Raw genomic sequence first — 18,614 nt, 5'->3', positions numbered from 1 at the left:
CCACTATTGAGTTAAATCAGCTTTTTTCGTTCTGAATTATTCTTTAACAAATTCATTTGTCGCAACGCGAATATACTTGTGACCACCAATTGTTACAATTTTATCGTATCTCCATGAACTATTCATTGGAAGGAATACGTCCAGAAGTTCACCTTTACTGTCATAAAGCGATGTATTTACCGCTACAGAAACCACATTTTTTCCTACAGTGTAAGGTTGTAAATCTTTGAAACTAACAAATTCATTATTTCCAACACGGTACATCATTTGACCACCGATATTCTCATAACCATCTATTGATAAAATACTGCCAGCAGGTACTGTCTTATTTAAAGCTGCACCTCTTTCATCGTAGAGATGTGCTTCCTTAGATACATGAACTTTTGCTTCAATTGTAGAAATGAATACTCCCATGCTACTGGATGTATCTGTCGTATAATCCATAATATATTCATTAACACCAACACGATAAAATCTAGAACCATTAATATAAACAATTCTATCTACTTTCCAAGATGTTTTGGGACTAAGCATCTCCATAGTCATTTGACCATCCCTATTGTAAATGTAGGTTGAATAAATATTATGGTACGTAAACTTTGCTGATTGATAGGTATTTACAGATTGGGCATCGACCCATTCATTAGTACCAACATGATACATTGATATACCACCAATAACAGCCATGCCATCAGTTTTCCAGTCACTGCTGCTTGGTAAAACCTTGCCTACTTTTTCACCCTTAGAATTATAAATTACCGCAGCATCTCTAACTGTCAAATTCAAGTCACTAGCCGGTATAAATGACAAACTCTTATCGACCGCTAAGAAATTATCGGTTCCAACTTCGTAATACTTATTACCCTTGATTTCAACGACCTTATCGTATTTCCAAGAAGTACTAGGTCCCAACGTCAAATCAATTGTTTTACCCGTAGAATCAACTAATGAAGTATAAGATTCATCAAATGTCTTCGCTATACCATCATCAGTCGTATAAGGATTGAATTCATCAGCCAAGACCCATTCATCAGGTCCAATCTTATAATACAAGTCACCACCTATCTCAGCTGACTCTTTAATAGTAGTATCTGTCAAAATGACTTCTTTACTGGTTGGCTTTCCAGTTGAATCATAAATATAAACTGGCTTACTAGAAATAGCTAAGACATTCAAATTAACATCACCCCTAGTAATGGAGATGGGTTTAGCTGTTGTAGTTGCGGATACAGTTGCTGGTGGTGTAACTATTGGATTAGCTCTAAACTTCAGATCAATGACTTGTGGATCTTGTGAGTAGTTTCCCCTCAATACATAAGGATCACCCATAAAAGTGTAACCTGCTAAATTTGCGTCTGCAGTAAGATCATAAGGGTCACCTATTGTCGTTCCATCAACCACTTTGGTTAAATCAGATCCGTTAACAGTTATTGGTGAGCCGTCCTCATTTTCGTAGTTGAGTGTTACATTAGGGTGAGCTTGCCAGATAATTGGACGAGCCATCGTACCAGCATAAATGAAACTAACATTGCCGTAGGTTGTATGAATATAAGAATCAGGTTTCGAATAATCATTTAAATAGCCATAGACTAAATCCTTTGCAGAATTATCAGCATCAACTAATTTATATTCATCTCCACCGACATGTTCCAAATCCCCATCAGCCAAATCCTCTGCTGGAACAGAACTCGAATAATTGTATCCTGATGACAAATCGGCGCCATAAAGACCGGTAATATGTTCAGCCGTGAAACTGATTGGTTGCTTAGCCACTGCATAAACAGGACTTGGATCATAAACATTATTGATTATATTCAAATAGGCCGGTTTGGTTTTATCAATCCCATTCAACGGTGAAAAATCAGTAATCGAAGAATTACCCAGATAAATAGCCCCACCTTTGTTGGCAATTTCTACAAGAGTTGGTGCCATCACTTTCAATTCTTGATTATTAATCCCATCATTGATAGCAATACTGCCAGTACCATGAAGTCCTAACTCGTCTACCTCACTAATATTCAGCTTGGTCAATTGACTGAGTGAAATCTCCTTATAAGCTGGATCACTATAATTGCCAAATAAATCAAGTGATTCAAATTTCAGACCATTCATCGGAGTCAAATCAAGATTAGAAGTTGGGGCTGAAGAAACGTTAACTGACAAAGCAACATCTGTTCCTGCTGGCAAATAATTTAAATATTGCATCCCATCAAAACTTGTTACATAGGTACTTGTAACCGTACTAGGCATATCACCGTAATAAAAATCGCCCACTAAATTTAATATATTGCCATCAAAATTTTTAACATCACTTACTGTCAGAGAATCAGTCGATTTCAATCCAAACTCACTTTTGACCATATAATTTAAAAACGGATCAGTAAAATTAACCACTGTACTGTCGGAAACATCGCTTGGTAAGGCGTAAGGATTTGTTGGAACTGTAGTACTAGGACTGGTCGTTGATTTAGTTGTAACTATTGGCGAACTTGATACTGTTGTCGCAGCCTCACTGTTTAAATTAATAGTAGAAGTCGAAGTTGTTGTGGGAGCAGTAGTCATTTCAGTAGTCTTATTACTTGTCAAAGTGGATCCTGATACTGGAGTGCTTGCTTCGGTAGTAGATGTAGCTGGCTTATTTACAGTTGTATCATTTCCTATAGTAGGTGTTACTGTCGAGATTGTAGTAGATTTCGGTGTAACCAAAGTAGCGCTAACTGGTTTTATTCCAGAGGTTGTGGGATTAGCCACAGTAACTCGGCTTGTACTTGAAGCCGTTGTACTAACTGGATCAGTGACTGAAGTAATCTTATTGGACGTTGTGCTAGAATTACCAGTAGTCGAGGCACTATCGTCTGTCGCCTCGGCCTTTACCGTCTGGTTTGACAATGACGCTAAGATCACTGCTGAAAATAATGAAGCTCCTAAATATACACATTTTTTATTTAATAACATATCTTCATCACTCTTTTCCATATTTCACGACAGATATTAAGACATAATCTATCCATATACCAAAGATATGAATCGCTATATATTTAGTAAGAAAGTGTTTATAAGCCAATGATAATAAGGCCTTACTGGAGCATATATATTGAATAGACCATTCGTCTAAATTGCAAACCTACATAACTATTTTTATATCATGAAAGTTTTTAACGATACGAAGTACATAATAATTTGCATTATTAATTAATTTCTACCAATGTTTTCAAAAATTAGTCATAATGCTCAAAAAAGTAAAAAGTCCCCACTGGAATATACCAATTAACCATAGTTAAGGGTATTATTACAGTAAGGACTAGACCATTACATCCGTTTATAATTTATTTAATTGTATTTAATGCTTTTTATTTATGATTCTTAATTTTATTCCACTTCAGGAAAAAGCTTTTTACAAAAAGTGAATCCAAACGGAAGTGAATCGATAGTACACTATCTCTTGTAATAAGGAAACACCTCATATATCTAATAAAAGTTAAACGTACATATGGCAGTGTACATAAGATTGATATATAAAATAAAAAAAGATGTAAGTGGTCGGCATACCACAAACACCTTGAATTAATGAATTCACACACAGAAAATTAAAATTAATTGATGGAAGCTTTATATTGTTGTTCAGTAACGTCAAACATGGCGACGTACATATTTGTAGCAACTCTTAAAAAAGGCATCCCTTGAGACGTATAAATTGCAGAATCGGAGTACCATTTAGTTCCGGATGCAAGTGATACGTCTGTTCTTTGTTTCAAATTATGATCGTAAACACGTACTGTATCTTTATCGTCAGATGATTGAACCTTAATAGTCATCTGGCGTTTTTTGTATGCAAAACTATCCTTAGTACTCAAAAATTGATTAGGAGCAACTTGGAAATAATCATTTCCATTGATTTTTTGTAGTTTGTTTACCTTCCATGTACTATCTTTTTGAACGGAAGTATCGGTCTTATTACCATTTTGATCATACATATTAGTAGTTTGTGTAACTTCTGCATAGTTCCCCTTAGTTACTGAATCAGCGTTAACATCTGTCATTGCAGTTGTTGCAGCGATACTACTTCCTAATAATGCACATACTAAAAAGGCGATTGTTTTCTTCATGATATTTTTCCTCACTATATCTAATAAAATAATTTCCCCGCTATTTTTTGGCATAAAAATAGCATACATAAGATTGATTCTTGTATATAAAATAAATCTATATTAAATTCACACGTTTACCCATATTTTTTATTGGCATTTTATAGGCAACTTAATAGTACAAGGATTCGGCAAAATTTTCAACATATATTTACCTCTAATGACATATACTTTTATGAATTTTTTTATATAAGCGATATTCCAGGTTGGTCTAAAGGCATTATTAAAATATAAGATTTTTTTATAAAAAAAAGGATGTTCCGTTAATAAAAATGGGCATCCTTTTCCTTTGATTTTAGATTCTTTGGACAAATTTTTGTTGAACGACGTACCACATCCCAACGTATTCATCCGTTGCCACCCGAACGAACGGCATTCCACCTGACGCATAAATAACACGGTCTGAATACCAAGATGTTCCAGGCGCTAATGCAGCGCTAGTACTCTCAACTAGTTTGCTATTATAAACCGGCACATCAGAATCCTCAGTTAAAGTAATAACTTCCGGTCTATTGTGATAGACATAGCTATCATCTTCACTCAAATACTCATCCGTAGCTACTTGATAAAAATCCTTCCCAGAAATTTCAATGGTTTTACCAAGGTACCAATCACTATTCTTTGGTTCATAAATACCAAGTTTTCGGCCTAATGAATTATAAAGCTCAGCCTTACTTGTATCCACCTCAACATAGCTACCACTAGTTATAGATTCAGCCTTGACACTTTGGATAGATAAAATTGAAAAGGCAAAGCTCATTAGTGCAGCTACAACGCTCACTAACACTTTTCTTCTCATAATTTATACTTCCTTAGTCTCCTTAGACCAAGTTTAGTATAATTTGTTTAAACATTTTTTGCAAAAATATATATCCATCTACAATTTAAAAAAATACCAGAAAAAAATAAACCATTAAGAATATCCTTAGTGGTTTATAACAGTTAATAAGGCTTCATTATGATTAGCTTTCGCCAGATAGTAAGCAAGATTGAGGTAATCCTCATATTCTTCCGACTTAACATCATTATCTTTTACAGCCAAGGCCGCATCATAATTCAACTCGTCAAGAAAATAAGAAATATGCTTTTCTTGAGCATAATTCAGCCCACAACGGCTAAATTGGTATGCCTTTTTATAAAGTTTCATAGCATTATAAGAATTAGCAAGTGTTTTACAGACAAAAAGTACTTCTAATTCATTGGCATTTTGAATATCAGTACTCTCCTTTAAAGCATCGCTGATCATTTGAAAATAATATTGTGCTCGATCAATATGATCTTGACTCAAATAACCCAACCCTTTAAACAAATAGGCTAATAATGTGTAAACATCATCATCCGCAGATTTAGTTAGTTGCAAAACTTTATCTAAAGTGAAAAGTGAATTATCGATATGATTTTTTTGATAATCTACAACACCAGTAATCAACTCATATTGCTTCATATCATTATTAGTCAATTTTCCTTGCAAAGCAGACAACTTGTTGTCAATATCTGTTAGTTCACCCATTAAAGCATCCTTTTCAATCTTATCTAAGATGCTTTCACCTTGATCTGAATTCTTATCAGCAAAATCACTGAACACATCGTTTAATGACAAATTTAATTTGAGACATATCTTAATTAAAATGTTAACCGTTGGTGCTATGTTGTGTTTCTCAATTTTACTAATAGTGTTTTGAGTGCAAATATCGTTGGCAAGCTCTATTTGCGTCAAATTCATTTCTCGTCTTTTATTATAAATAATAGATCCAAGAAACAAGAACAACACTCCCATCTATCTAATATTGATATTTATCAATATTACTATAACACCTCATTAATAAATATATTCATTTGTTAAAAATAAATATATTAAGTTCTAAACAAATTTTAATATAGATTTCGATTAAAACCCATAAAGCATAAGACTTTCAGTGCTCCTTTTGTAAAATTTTGTCGAATTAATTTTTTATTTATAATAATTGGTCTACAGGCCAGTATCAATCAAGTTTAGATATTAGCGTCCTAAATCAGAAACTAGTATCATAAGTATATTGTGATTTTAATAAGGAGGAACCAATCGTGACAAAAACATTTTGGTCACAAATAGCTAATCAAGCTAAAGAAGAAAAACGTCCTTTCTTCTCAATGGCACCGATGGAAGCAGTTAGTAATACCGTTTTCAGACAAGTCATTGCTCATGCCAGTGCACCGGACACTTTTTTCAGTGAATTTGTCTATGCTAAAGGAATCACTGACCCTACTACTAAATTTCCAGTTGACGGTCGTTTGTATATTGATCCTCGTGAAAAAACCTATCCCGTAGTTCAACTTTGGGGTGATGTTCCTGAAGACTTTGAAAGTGCTGCTCTTGCTTTAAAAGATAAAGGTTTTAAAGCTATCGATATTAATACCGGTTGCCCTGATAAAACAGTCATTAAGAATCATGGAGGTACTTTCTTGATTCGTAACCCTGAAAAAGTCGATGGTATCGTCACGGCAGCCAAAAACTCCGGATTGTCTGTCAGCATTAAAACCCGCTTAGGCTATAGTAAACTAACAGAATATAAAGAATGGATTCCCCATCTACTTGATCAACACGTTGAGCTTTTGACCGTTCATTTAAGAACAAAGATGGAAATGAGTAAAGTTCCGGCTCATTTTGAGGTTATTGATGATTTGATAAAAATGCGTGATGAAATTTCACCTGACACCCTATTACAAGTCAATGGTGATATTCCAGATTTTCAAGCAGGCGTCGATTTGGCCAAAAAACATCCTGGACTCGATGGAATAATGATTGGTCGTGGTGTTTTTGCTAATCCATTTGCCTTTGAAAAAAATCCACAAGAACATTCTCTAGACGAATTATTAAATCTTCTTCGTTTACAGTTAAATCTTTTTGATGATTTTTCTCAACATTACGATCTACCACGTTTTCCATCATTGAAACGTTTCTTTAAGATTTATGCTCGTCCAGAATTAGGAGCTACTAATTTACGTAATGAAATGATGAATGCTAAATCAACTGATGAGGTTCGTCAAATTTTAGATGACTTTCAAAATAAATAAAAAAACATCTGACCATTTTAATTATCTGGCCAGATATTTTTTTGCACACTTTTTGCACCGAAGAAACAAAAAAAGCAGCCGGACAATCGTCCAACTACTTTAGTAGTGCGGGTAAGAAGATTCGAACTTCCACGGAGATAATTCTCCACAAGATCCTTAGTCTTGCGCGTCTGCCAATTCCGCCATACCCGCATGCAACAGAGAATATTATACATATAATCAAAAAAATTATCAAGATTATTATTTAATATCTCTTAAATACTCAAGTCTCCCATGGCATTTACCACAAACAAACCTCTTAGTATCGATTCTTCTGACACGGATATATTGCGTCTGACATTTAACGCACTGATAAAGGTGATAAGTCTTCTTCTTCGCTTGGCTTTGAATAGGTGAATATCTCAATCCATCAACTTGTTTTAAAAGGATTTTGAAACTACGATCACGATGCTGAGCTGGCAATCCATCATTATAAAGATGATAGTGACACAACTCATGCTTAATAACGCCAACCAAAGTGTCGTACCCAAATTGCTGGTAAATTTTAGGATTAATATCGATGTTTCGATCTTTCAAGTGAAAACGTCCACCCGTTGTTTTGAGACGACTATTAAAATATGCTCGATGAATAAAAGGTTTCCCAAAGTATTCTTGGGAAACCTTTTTTACTAATTCATTTAAATCTGAATTATTCATATTAAGCCAAATTAGTTAACTTTTGAATTAATTTTGAAAATTTATCCATAGCTTCGTCTTGGCCTTTTTCTGATTCATCAAACTTATGACGATCGATGTTCTTATCATCACCAATACTTTCAGTCATATCAGCACAAGCTTCAACATATTTTCTAAAGGCTGAAACCAAAGTAATATGTGTTCCCATCAATCTTGCAGGAGCTTTACCCTTTTCTAATTTAGCCAAAGTTTCTTGATACTTCTTTGTACCATCAGCAAAATTCTTTTGAATCTTAGTATATTCAACACTATCCAATTGATCGACTTTACTACGATCTAATGCACCACGGATCTTTTCGAACTCTGGATTCAACTTATCTTGTTCTTCTTGAATTGTATTAACAGTATTATTAATTAAATTACCATATTGCATGGCTCTTTTTTGTGCGGCATTCATAGGCGTTACCTCTTATTTTCTTCTTGTGTTTTTTCAGTATAAATATCTCTTTCAATGGTAAATCTTGGACGTTGTTTAACTTCACTGAAAATTTTACCAACATATTCACCGATCACACTAATACTAATCAATTGTACACCACCAAGTGCCCAAATAGATATCATTAGTGAAGACCAACCATTGACCACGTTGCCATTGATTTTTTGAACCAAACTATAAATCAATAGTACGATACTAATCAATACGATGAAGAAACCTAGACCCATGATCATCTTAATTGGAACAATTGAAAATGAAGTAATTCCATCCATAGCGAACTTAATCATTTTCTTTAACGGATACTTAGATTCACCAGCAAAACGTTCCTTACGAGCATAATAAACTTTAGCCGATTTGAATCCAACCAACGGAACAATTCCACGTAAAAACAAGTTTCGTTCTCGATAACTCAATAGAACTTGACAGGCACGTTGACTCATCAAACGATAATCGGCTGAATCAGGCACCAAATTAACACCCAAGAAGCCCATGAAACGATAAAACATTTCTGCTGTTCCACGCTTAAAAGCAGTATCGGTATCACGATTATTTCTCACTCCATAAACAACTTCGGCACCATTCAAGTACTCATCAACCATCTTTGGAATAGCATTAACATCATCTTGCAAATCAGCATCTATCGTTATGACGGCATCAGAATCTTTCGAAGCTGTCGTTACGCCAGCCAATAACGCACCTTGGTGTCCAAAATTACGACTCAACTTAACACCTGAAACGAAAGAATGTTCTTTAGAAAACTCGGAAATCAAAGACCAAGTCTTATCTTTACTACCATCGTCTACGAAAACAATTTTACTATCTTTAGAAATTTTATTATCAGTCACTAAACTTTGGAGAATAGCAGTTAATTCTTTAGTAGTTTCATGCAAAACTTCTTCTTCGTTATAACATGGAACGACGATACTTAATTTAAATACATCAGACATCTAATTCTTCTCCCGTCTCGATTTGATCCAATCAAAGCAGCTATACAAACCAACTCCAGCCAAGATGGCTATTACTGGCAAGAACTCAAGTCGATATCTACCTTGAACTTCAATTAATAATTGTACAACGGCATAGGCCATCAATGGTAATAAAATCAAGAAAACTTTATTATCAGTCTTTTGTTTAAATAGACTCAATGAGCCAATCCAAGAGAAAATTATCAATATGACACTACCCATGTACCCTAGTAACTTCACTAAATTATCCATTCTTAATGAATGAATCTTACCAAATTCTGTAAAATCAATTGCCATCGAGCGCCCAGCCCAAAGCGTACGGTTTTTAGCCCAGAACAACCGTAACCAACCATGAGAAGCATTAAGATTATTGATATTTTCGTGGATAATCTTATGTTCTTTAGCGCTCATCTTGGCGCGACTCTCCTGCAAGTCAAAACGATCTACCATCTTTTGATCATATGATCCACCTGAATAGGCATCTAACCCAACCACGAATTTCCACTCTGAATCACGATTAGTTAATCCATAAGAATTCAAACCGGAACTTTTTATTGCTAAACTGGCTCCAGAAAAGATAATTTGATAAATAATCAAAGTCATCACTATTTTTCCAAGTCCAGACCAAGAAAGTCTATTATTGGCGATGAACATATACAACAAGCCGTAAACTAAAATACCGGCAATAATTACTGGTCCAATTGGGCGAACGATACTACCAATTGCTAAAGTTAATCCTGCTAAAGCATAGGTCCAATACTTGTTCTGCATGATCAAATAGAACGTCAACATGAACAAGAGCATCCCAATATATTGATTATCGGATTGACTATTTAAGGCAAACCAATCCAAATCAATCATCAATAGAAAGACTGTTAGCCGTGCCATTTTAACTTTATTAAAGATTTGCATTGAAATTAAATAAGCCAAATACAAAATCAATACTTGATAAATTACATTCAATAATTGAATAGCAATAACGTGTTGGCCAAAAATTTTAACGACCGTCATAACGTAGACTAAGAAACCTGTTTGATAGGCCCACTTGGCAAAATAATCGTTATCATAACTAAATATTTTGTCTCCAGCCAATGCTCTAGGAGCCGTATTCCAAAACTCACCGAAATCACTGATCTGCGTCTTGGGAACTACTTTTAACCAAATTATCGCTACCACAAAGAAAATAGCTAACATGCTGAGTAAAATCAGTCTATTCAAATTCTTATCGTCATCACGAACGCGATAAAGCAGATAGCCTACTCCAGCAACGAAAATAATTGCACAAAGAAAAACCAGTATTGCTAGTACTGGTTCTGGTTTTAAATAATTTAGTGTAAAGAACTCACCCATTTGTACAAAAACTACAGTGGTAAAGATCCCCACGCAAATAAGCACTAATTTGCTAATAATACCCTTAAACTTGCTTAACATACTTTTCCTCTAAACTATCGTTTTTTTCCAAAGTTAAAAAATCCTCTAACTTGGATAAACATTGGTCAATATCTTCCATACTTGCAGCATAGCTGAATCTCAAATGATTCTCTCCACCGATTCCAAAGAAACTACCTGGTAAAATAGCTAAATGTTCTTTATCAAGTAAATCATTTGCAAACTTCACATCGTCCTGAACGTATTGTTCAGGTATCTTGGCGAATAAGTAAAAGGCACCATTTGGTGTGGGACATTCAAGTCCAAGCTTATTCAAGCCCGCCAATAACTTGTCACGTCTTGCTTGATACTCTTCACGCATTGGAATTGGATCATCATAACCATTCTTATAAGCTTCTAGAGCTGCAAATTGAGTAATTGAGGTAATTGAAGTTGTTGCCAACTCATGAATCTTGTTAATTTGCGCAACTACTTCAGCTGGACCACAAACCACACCAAAACGCCAACCAGTCATGGCATGAGATTTAGATAAACCATTTAACAAAATCGTCTGCTCAGGAAGAATATTACCAAATGAAATATGCTTAAAATTATAAGTCAATTCACTATAAATTTCGTCACTTATTACGAAAATATTATGTTTTTTAATAACTTCAGCCAAGGCAACTAATTCATCCTCAGTGTAACTAACACCAGTAGGATTGCTTGGATAGTTGAATAAGAAAATTTTAATACGTGGATTAGTTCTTAAGACTTCACTCAATACTTCAGGAGTTACCTTGAAATTAGTCTCTGAAGTATCAATATAAACTGGTGAAGCCCCATTGAAATTAGCATCAGGCCCATAAATAGTAAAAGCCGGCGATGGGATTAAAACTTCATCCCCTGGTTGCAAAATAGCATTGAAGGCTGAAAAGACACCTTCAGTTACACCTGTCGTAGCCACGATTTGGGTTTTAGGATCATAATTTAAACCATATTTATCATGCAAATAGTTAGCTACAGCATTCAAAAGCTCATGATTACCTTCAGGAACTGTGTAATGAGTTTGATCATCATTAATAGCCTTGATGGCAGCTTGTTTAATATGCTCTGGGGTATGGAAATTAGGTTCTCCAACAGTCATATTAACCGCACCCGGAATACTTTTGGCGCGCGCATTGAATTTAAAAATTTCCTGTTGCTTGATTGCAACAACAGATGGTTTCATAAGGGAAACTAAATTATTGTTCACTGTTAAACACCTCTTCGTAAAATATACATATAATACATCTTAATTCTAACACATAGAATTGCTTACAAGAAAAGGCATTCAAAGAATTGAATGCCCCCAAATTTAATTCATTTTATTATTACTATATTAATCAAAAACAGTATATGGTAAACGGCGTTTGTGTGCCGTTTTCTTATACCAATTCTCAATAACTTCAGCGTTCTTAGGATCGATTTCCTTACCCTCAAGGTAATCGTCAATATCTTTATAAGATACTCCCAAAGCCTTCTCATCTGGTAAACTAGGACGATCTTCCTCAAGATCAGCCGTTGGTACCTTTTCGTAAAGATTTTTTGGAGCGTCAAGTTTTTCCAACAATGACTTACCCTGACGCTTATCCAAACGGAACAACGGCGTGACGTCGGCAGCCCCATCACCATACTTAGTATAAAAACCGGTAATATTCTCGGCAGCATGGTCTGTTCCAACCACAACCCCTTTATTATCACCAGCAATCGCATATTGAGCAATCATTCTAGTTCTAGCTTTGATGTTACCTTTGTTAAAATCAGAAATATTTAAACCATTAGCTTCAACTGCTTTAACCATTGCGTCAACGCTATCCTTAATATTAACCCGAACGACCTTGTCAGCCTTCATCCATTCAATAGCTTGCATAGCATCTGATTCATCAGCTTGTTCCCCATAAGGTAGACGTACAGCGATAAATTGATAACTGTCGTCGCCTGTTTCCTCACGAAGTTCAGTCATAGCTATCTCTGATAATTTACCAGCTAAGGTTGAATCTTGTCCTCCAGAAATACCCAGAACTAACGTCTTCAAAAAACTACGCTCTTTTACATAATTCTTCAAGAAATCAACTGAACGTCTTATTTCTGTTTCAGGGTCGATTTCAGGTTTTGTATGTTCAAATTCAATAATTTCTTTTTGCAATGGTCTCATTTTTAGTCACCTAATCTAATATTGTTTACGTCATTACGAATCTTTTCGATGTATTTCATCTTATGACTGTATAATTTTGAAGATAAATCGACTGGATAAACTTGTGGATTCAAGATACGTTTGTATTCATCCCAAAGTGAATCTAAGTTGGACATACAATACTTTTTAATATCTTTAACATTGGGTAGATCATAAACCAATTTACCATCGACAAAAATATCATGTAACAATGGTTTAGCTTGGAAGTCTTCAACAGTCTTATTGATATAAGTGTATTGTGGGTGGAACATGTAAAGTGAACTATGTTCTCTAGGATCTTCATTCCAGAATGTTACATAGTCACCTTCTGATTTATCATTCTTACGGTTATTAGTAATACGCCATACTTGTTTCTTACCAGGGGTTGAAATCTTAGCTGCATTGCTTGATAGTTTCAAAGTATCCATCATGTTACCACGATTATCCTCGATACTTACTAACTTATAAACAGCACCCAAGGCAGGTTGATCAAAGGCTGTAATAACTTTTGTACCAATGCCCCAAACATCGATCTTTGCATCTTGCATCTTCAAGTTAAGCACAGTCTTCTCATCCAAGTCATTTGATGCATAAATCTTAGCATTTGGAAAACCAGCTTCATCAAGTTGTTTTCTAACGCGCTTTGAAATATAAGCCATATCACCAGAATCGATTCTGACACCTAAGAAGTTAATCTTGTCGCCCATTTCTTTGGCTACTTTGATGGCACTTGGTACACCACTCTTCAAGGTATCGTAAGTATCAACTAAGAAAACACAATCCTTATGTGTTGTAGCGTAAGCTTTGAAAGCATCATATTCATTACGATATGTTTGAACCAATGCATGAGCATGAGTTCCTGAAATAGGAATACCAAATAACTTACCAGCTAAAACATTACTTGTAGCATCAAAACCAGCAATATAAGCTGCACGTGTTCCCCAAATAGCTGCGTCAACTTCTTGTGCACGACGTGAGCCAAATTCCATGACCGGATCATCACCACAAACAGTCTTAATACGAGCTGCTTTAGTGGCAATCAAAGTTTGGAAATTGACCATATTTAAAATAGCTGTTTCAATCAATTGACATTGTGCTAATGGACCTTCTACTTGAAGGATTGGTTCTTCATTGAAAACCAAGTCTCCTTCTAGAGCTGAACGGACGGTACAACTAAATTGCATGTCCTTTAACCAGCGCAAAAATTCTTCGTCATATTCCCCATATTCACGTAAGTATTCAATATCTGAATCAGAAAAGCTAAGATTCTTCAAGTAATCTACGACATGTTCCAAACCTGCAAATACTGCAAAGCCGTTGTCGAAGGGTAAACTTCTGAAGTAAACTTCAAAAACTGCACGACGATTGTGCAAACCTTTCTTCCAGTATGTATACATCATATTTAATTCGTAATAATCAGTATGCAATGTTAAATCTTCATCTTGAAATTGAGTCATGATTACTCCCTTATTTATTTGATATCACGGTCTTATTTTACTCTAATTAGCCTTCAAAGTCGCTTCATACCCATCATTTACTTTCTCAGCTAATTTCTCAATTGAGTAGTTATCTCTTACATCTTGATACAAAGCCATCCCCTTTTGACTTAAATTACCATCTTTCCAATAAGAGTGGGCATCGTTTAGAGCTTCGACTAGTTGTTCTTCATTACCTGATTCAACTAACCAGCCATTTTCGTTATTAATGACCTTATTCGTAGCACCAACATCTGTTGCAATAACCGGTTTTCCATTGGCGGCTGATTCTAGATAAACAGCAGGCATACTTTCGGATTTTGAGGTTAGAATTGACACGTCACAATCTTGATAAAAATCGCCAGTATTTTCTTTAAAACCAACAAAATCAACTTTATCGGCGATTCCCAAATCAACAGTTAGTTTTCTTAGCTCCTCCATCAATGGACCATCACCGACTAAAGTCAAACGATAGTTAAATTTAACTTTGCTCAAAGCATTCAATAAAAATCGATGATTCTTAACCTCAACCAGTCGTGCAACTTCTAAAATATTGAATGTTGAATGACGATTAAACTTAGGATTGGCATTAGAAAAATCAACCGCATTAAATACTTCAAAAGTATTTTTAGAATCTATCTTCAAAGATTCAAAGTATTCTTCCAAATCAGGATTTACGTAAAACAGCAAATCTGCTCGTTTTAAGGCATGTAAATTTAATCTAAGCATAACTTGACCTCTCACACCGGAAAAGTCGATACGAGGGTCAGAATGGACTGTAATTACCCATTTGGCATGAACCTTATTACGAATTAACGAAAAAATATAGTTAGCACGTGGTCCATGCGTATGCACAATATCAAAGCCATTATTATTGATATATTTTACTAGTGGTTTCAAAATGGAAAGGTCAAAACGTTGTTTCTGGGGCATGACCGCAACATTTAAATCATTTTCACGAGCCATCTTAGAAACAGGACCTTCTTGAAAAGTCAATAAGGCACTTTTCTCACCTATTATTTTTTGACCTTTCATTAAACTAACGATGTATGTACGAGCTCCGCCGTCTTCATTGCCGGCATTGATATGTAGAATACGCATTTTGACACCTCTCAAATTAATCTTTCTCGTGTATAATAATACATTAAAGGAGAATGCTATGCACAAAAATAGAGTAGATATTTTAGGTACAGAATTTGATAATTTTACCGAAAAACAATTTCACAAATATTTAGACTACGATTTGGACACTAAAGCAAACAAGTTTATCGTAACAGCTAATCCTGAAATTGTCCTTTCAGCTAGAAAAGACAGCAAATTTTTAAAAATTATTAATAACGCTGACTATGTAATTCCTGATGGAATCGGCATTATCAAGGGAGCTAAAAGCCTAGGCACTCCTCTACATGAACGTATCACTGGTTTTGATACGTTAAAATATTTAATTGAAACAGCGGACCGCAAACAATTAAAAGTTTACTTGTTGGGTGCTAAACCGGAAGTAATCAAGGCCACTGCCGACAAAATTGAAAAGGATTATCCTCAAGTTGACCTAGTTGGCTATCATGATGGCTATTTCAAAGATGATGCTCCAATCGTTGACGAAATTGCCGAAAAGAAACCTAATGTTATTTTGGTAGCCTTAGGATATCCTAAGCAAGAATACTTCATCGAAAAGTATCGTCAAAAGGCAGATGCTATCTGGATCGGTGTCGGCGGCAGTTTTGATGTTTTCTCCGGTACTAAGAAACGTGCTCCTAAGGTATTCCAAAAACTCAGTCTAGAATGGTTCTACCGCTTGATCACTGAACCAACGAGATTTGGAAGAATGCTGGCTATTCCTAAATATATGAAATTAATTAAACAAGAAAAAAATCGTAAATAAAAAACAGGTTGTCAACTGACAGCCTGTTTTTTATTTACGATTCAACATCGATTGTATACGGATCTTCATTAGTTCTTAAGAAAATTTTGGCGTTAAGCATTGCATAAGCTAGTACGGAAACAAAATAGATGCTTACTGATGGTGCTTCAATAACATGCCCCGTCATTAAAGCCATTCCGAATCCTAACGCTACAGATGCTACCAACATAGCCCATTTATAAGACCACATGTACTTGAATTTTCTGAGGAATGCTCCTATTAAGTAAATCAAACAATATAATAATGGCACCATATAAACAATTGTACCAATCAAACCAAATTGGAAGAAGATGTCAACATAGTCCATCTCAACCAACTTAGCATCTCTTTCATGCTTGAAACTAGTTGCATAACCCATTCCGAAAATCTTCTGTGCTGGCGTTGCTTTACTAAAGTTATGTGCCGCATTTTCAAAATAAACGGTACGACCACTGAAGAGATAAGAAACAGTTTTATTAGTTTGAACATATTTCTTTTGATCTTTTGTGATACCCTTTTTAGTTTTAGCCTTTTGCTTCTTATCCTTGATCATTTCAGTATGTAATTCAGATGTCTTAGAAACCGCCATAGCTGGATAAGCAACGACAATACCACCTAAAGTGATGACTAACATTGCGAAAATTCCGACGAAATACTTACGACTATCTTTGTACATAAAGAATTGCACGATTGTTGCCAAAATTCCCATACAGATACTGAACAAGAGAGCCAATAGTGAACCTTTTGTTCCGATCAATAAATCTGCGTAAATGGCAATTATAATCGTTATCCAATAATAAATACGTGACCAAGTGTTGATTTTTTTCAAAGCATACCAAATCATAATTGGGAACGTAATCGAAACAATTGCGCTCAATTCATTGGCAGCAAAGAACCAACCACTCTCACCTAACTTGTAGTATGAGTAAGAACTGAAACTTGTATTAGTAAAGTGAGCAACGATCATAATAATACTGATAATATTTACAGCAAAGAAAATGACCTTAGGAAAGAAACGATTAATAATTCGATCCTCTGCTAGTTCTTCAAAAGCGTACAAGTAAGCCAACAACATGATTGGATAGTATAAACTCTTTGCTAGAGTCGTAACTTCCAAAGTCGTGACAAATAATACTTTAGTTTTGTAATTTATAAACAAACTGATAGCTGAAACAACGGCCAACAAGACAAAATAACCAATCATCATGAAACCATGCCTATTGTCCCGATTTAGAATCAGAAATATCAGCAAATAGAAAACCGTAACAGCCATAACGGCCATACGAATCAATACCCCAAACGAAACGTTCATATGTGCTTGAGTCATCAATCCAGTAACAGCATCTAGTACTGGTTGAAAAACAATATATAGCATCAAGAAGATACTGTACTTTTTAATAAAACTTTGCATATGTGGTGACTCCCAGTTAAAGATTTAAAAACATATCAAACAATATATTACTCTAAACTTTTTGCGAAAGATAATGATTATCGCTCTAAATAAAACTCGAATCTGTCTCCGGCATATTGTGAACGAACATATTCAAATGGACGTTCATCATCCAGAGTAGTAACTTGTCTTACTCGTAAGATAGCAGAACCACGCTTAACATTCAAAAAGTTAGCTATCTTCTCAGATGCAAGAATCGCTGATACGGTTTGCGTAGCATTGCCTAATTTAAGGCCCGCTTTAGTTTCCAAAGCCTTGTAAAGAGAAGACGTAATGTCTTCCTTATCAAGTGATTTTACAATATCAACGGGAATTGTGGCAACTTCAAAGCAAATTGGTTGATTATCAGCATAACGAATTCTTTCCATTCGTAAAACTTGATTGCCTTCTTTTAATTTTAGCTTCTCCATTTCACTGATTGAAGGATCAGCAACATGATAAGAAACCGTCTTACTTGAAGGTTTCTTACCTTGGCTTTCAGTTATCTCAGTAAAACTAGTCGTTCCTGACATCTTTTCTTGAACCTTACTACTAGCAACATAAGTTCCAGAACCTACTTGCCTTTGCAAAATCCCTTCATCTACAAGCGTTTGGATAGCTTGTCGTAATGTCATTCTGCTAACGTCAAAATCTTGTGAAAGCTGTCTTTCAGATGGAATACGTTCACCAACGCTCCATTTGCCAGATTCAATTTCTTTTCTTATCTGATTGTGAATTTGTATATATACTGGTACCTTCATTTTTGGCACTCCTTTATGCGCATTACTTCCATCAATTATACAGTATTTCGACTAAAAATTAATAACTGGTCGAAAATTAGAAAAATAAAAAGGCAAAATTCATATTCAGAATTTTGCCTTTTTTCATT

16 protein-coding genes and 1 tRNA gene are annotated in these 18,614 nt (G+C 35.1%); 2 read left to right on the top strand and 15 right to left on the bottom strand.

The window, feature by feature from the left end; translation table 11 throughout:
• Positions 1–36: 36 nt before the first annotated feature.
• The 4 genes from FC97_RS09770 to FC97_RS09755 all read right to left on the bottom strand — a co-directional run bounded on the left by FC97_RS09770 (position 37) and on the right by FC97_RS09755 (position 5,922).
• Complete coding sequence (locus FC97_RS09770) at positions 37–2,976, bottom strand: SLAP domain-containing protein (RefSeq protein ID WP_082397551.1); 2,940 nt, start codon at positions 2,974–2,976, stop codon at positions 37–39.
• 617 nt (positions 2,977–3,593) lie between these two features.
• Entirely contained in the window at positions 3,594–4,106 is a 513-nt protein-coding gene (locus FC97_RS09765; RefSeq protein ID WP_054643163.1) for an SLAP domain-containing protein, read from the bottom strand.
• A 334-nt stretch (positions 4,107–4,440) separates the two neighbouring features.
• Entirely contained in the window at positions 4,441–4,944 is a 504-nt protein-coding gene (locus FC97_RS09760) for an SLAP domain-containing protein (RefSeq protein WP_054643162.1), read from the bottom strand.
• Between the two features lie 126 nt (positions 4,945–5,070).
• Complete coding sequence (locus FC97_RS09755; protein ID WP_082397550.1) at positions 5,071–5,922, bottom strand: helix-turn-helix domain-containing protein; 852 nt, start codon at positions 5,920–5,922, stop codon at positions 5,071–5,073.
• Positions 5,923–6,206: 284 nt separating this feature from the next.
• Between FC97_RS09755 and FC97_RS09750 the strand changes: the two genes are divergently transcribed.
• The gene (locus FC97_RS09750; RefSeq protein WP_056968163.1) at positions 6,207–7,199 is read left to right on the top strand and encodes a tRNA-dihydrouridine synthase family protein; all 993 of its coding nucleotides are present in this window, start codon (positions 6,207–6,209) and stop codon (positions 7,197–7,199) included.
• 106 nt (positions 7,200–7,305) lie between these two features.
• On the opposite strand, the gene FC97_RS09745 is transcribed toward FC97_RS09750, so the two are convergent.
• The 9 genes from FC97_RS09745 to FC97_RS09705 form a co-directional block, all read right to left on the bottom strand.
• Positions 7,306–7,391, bottom strand: a tRNA-Leu gene (locus tag FC97_RS09745).
• A gap of 48 nt (positions 7,392–7,439) precedes the next feature.
• The gene (locus FC97_RS09740; protein WP_054643160.1) at positions 7,440–7,895 is read right to left on the bottom strand and encodes a SprT family protein; all 456 of its coding nucleotides are present in this window, start codon (positions 7,893–7,895) and stop codon (positions 7,440–7,442) included.
• 1 nt (position 7,896) lies between these two features.
• Positions 7,897–8,331, bottom strand: coding sequence for a hypothetical protein (locus FC97_RS09735; protein WP_054643159.1), 435 nt, complete (start codon positions 8,329–8,331; stop codon positions 7,897–7,899).
• A gap of 5 nt (positions 8,332–8,336) precedes the next feature.
• A complete protein-coding gene (locus FC97_RS09730) occupies positions 8,337–9,317 on the bottom strand; it encodes a glycosyltransferase family 2 protein (RefSeq protein ID WP_054643158.1) in 981 nt (326 codons plus the stop codon).
• On the bottom strand, positions 9,318–10,766 hold the full coding sequence (locus FC97_RS09725) for a hypothetical protein (RefSeq protein ID WP_054643157.1): 1,449 nt from the start codon (positions 10,764–10,766) through the stop codon (positions 9,318–9,320).
• Positions 10,750–11,958, bottom strand: a complete 1,209-nt coding sequence (locus FC97_RS09720; RefSeq protein WP_225868745.1) for an aminotransferase class I/II-fold pyridoxal phosphate-dependent enzyme — start codon at positions 11,956–11,958, stop codon at positions 10,750–10,752. The genes FC97_RS09725 and FC97_RS09720 overlap by 17 nt, the downstream gene beginning before the upstream one ends.
• Positions 11,959–12,084: 126 nt before the next feature.
• Positions 12,085–12,900 carry an ammonia-dependent NAD(+) synthetase gene (gene nadE / locus FC97_RS09715; protein ID WP_054643156.1) on the bottom strand — a complete coding sequence of 272 codons (816 nt, stop codon included), beginning with the start codon at positions 12,898–12,900 and terminating at the stop codon, positions 12,085–12,087.
• A gap of 2 nt (positions 12,901–12,902) precedes the next feature.
• On the bottom strand, positions 12,903–14,375 hold the full coding sequence (locus FC97_RS09710; RefSeq protein ID WP_054643155.1) for a nicotinate phosphoribosyltransferase: 1,473 nt from the start codon (positions 14,373–14,375) through the stop codon (positions 12,903–12,905).
• A 42-nt stretch (positions 14,376–14,417) separates the two neighbouring features.
• Complete coding sequence (locus tag FC97_RS09705) at positions 14,418–15,494, bottom strand: glycosyltransferase (protein WP_054643154.1); 1,077 nt, start codon at positions 15,492–15,494, stop codon at positions 14,418–14,420.
• 58 nt (positions 15,495–15,552) lie between these two features.
• Between FC97_RS09705 and FC97_RS09700 the strand changes: the two genes are divergently transcribed.
• Positions 15,553–16,278 carry a WecB/TagA/CpsF family glycosyltransferase gene (locus FC97_RS09700; protein ID WP_054643153.1) on the top strand — a complete coding sequence of 242 codons (726 nt, stop codon included), beginning with the start codon at positions 15,553–15,555 and terminating at the stop codon, positions 16,276–16,278.
• A gap of 34 nt (positions 16,279–16,312) precedes the next feature.
• Here FC97_RS09700 and FC97_RS09695 read toward each other — a convergent pair whose 3' ends face one another.
• Together FC97_RS09695 and FC97_RS09690 are read right to left on the bottom strand one after the other, a co-directional pair.
• On the bottom strand, positions 16,313–17,707 hold the full coding sequence (locus FC97_RS09695) for an O-antigen ligase family protein (protein WP_054643152.1): 1,395 nt from the start codon (positions 17,705–17,707) through the stop codon (positions 16,313–16,315).
• 77 nt (positions 17,708–17,784) lie between these two features.
• Positions 17,785–18,486, bottom strand: coding sequence for a GntR family transcriptional regulator (locus FC97_RS09690; RefSeq protein WP_054643151.1), 702 nt, complete (start codon positions 18,484–18,486; stop codon positions 17,785–17,787).
• Positions 18,487–18,614 lie beyond the last annotated feature (128 nt).

Origin of the sequence: Companilactobacillus kimchii DSM 13961 = JCM 10707 (genome assembly GCF_001435445.1) — a bacterium.
GTDB lineage: Bacteria > Bacillota > Bacilli > Lactobacillales > Lactobacillaceae > Companilactobacillus > Companilactobacillus kimchii.
The sequence above is the reverse complement of the archived record's forward strand: the minus strand, read 5'-3'. Positions and strand labels throughout refer to the sequence as shown.

Bases quoted from the DNA above. Each gene is read 5' to 3' on its own strand.
- FC97_RS09770 (WP_082397551.1), bottom strand. From the start codon at position 2,976: ATGGAAAAGAGTGATGAAGATATGTTATTAAATAAAAAATGTGTATAT.
- FC97_RS09765 (WP_054643163.1), bottom strand. From the start codon at position 4,106: ATGAAGAAAACAATCGCCTTTTTAGTATGTGCATTATTAGGAAGTAGT.
- FC97_RS09760 (WP_054643162.1), bottom strand. From the start codon at position 4,944: ATGAGAAGAAAAGTGTTAGTGAGCGTTGTAGCTGCACTAATGAGCTTT.
- FC97_RS09755 (WP_082397550.1), bottom strand. From the start codon at position 5,922: ATGGGAGTGTTGTTCTTGTTTCTTGGATCTATTATTTATAATAAAAGA.
- FC97_RS09740 (WP_054643160.1), bottom strand. From the start codon at position 7,895: ATGAATAATTCAGATTTAAATGAATTAGTAAAAAAGGTTTCCCAAGAA.
- FC97_RS09735 (WP_054643159.1), bottom strand. From the start codon at position 8,331: ATGAATGCCGCACAAAAAAGAGCCATGCAATATGGTAATTTAATTAAT.
- FC97_RS09730 (WP_054643158.1), bottom strand. From the start codon at position 9,317: ATGTCTGATGTATTTAAATTAAGTATCGTCGTTCCATGTTATAACGAA.
- FC97_RS09725 (WP_054643157.1), bottom strand. From the start codon at position 10,766: ATGTTAAGCAAGTTTAAGGGTATTATTAGCAAATTAGTGCTTATTTGC.
- nadE (WP_054643156.1), bottom strand. From the start codon at position 12,900: ATGAGACCATTGCAAAAAGAAATTATTGAATTTGAACATACAAAACCT.
- FC97_RS09710 (WP_054643155.1), bottom strand. From the start codon at position 14,375: ATGACTCAATTTCAAGATGAAGATTTAACATTGCATACTGATTATTAC.
- FC97_RS09705 (WP_054643154.1), bottom strand. From the start codon at position 15,494: ATGCGTATTCTACATATCAATGCCGGCAATGAAGACGGCGGAGCTCGT.
- FC97_RS09700 (WP_054643153.1), top strand. From the start codon at position 15,553: ATGCACAAAAATAGAGTAGATATTTTAGGTACAGAATTTGATAATTTT.
- FC97_RS09695 (WP_054643152.1), bottom strand. From the start codon at position 17,707: ATGCAAAGTTTTATTAAAAAGTACAGTATCTTCTTGATGCTATATATT.
- FC97_RS09690 (WP_054643151.1), bottom strand. From the start codon at position 18,486: ATGAAGGTACCAGTATATATACAAATTCACAATCAGATAAGAAAAGAA.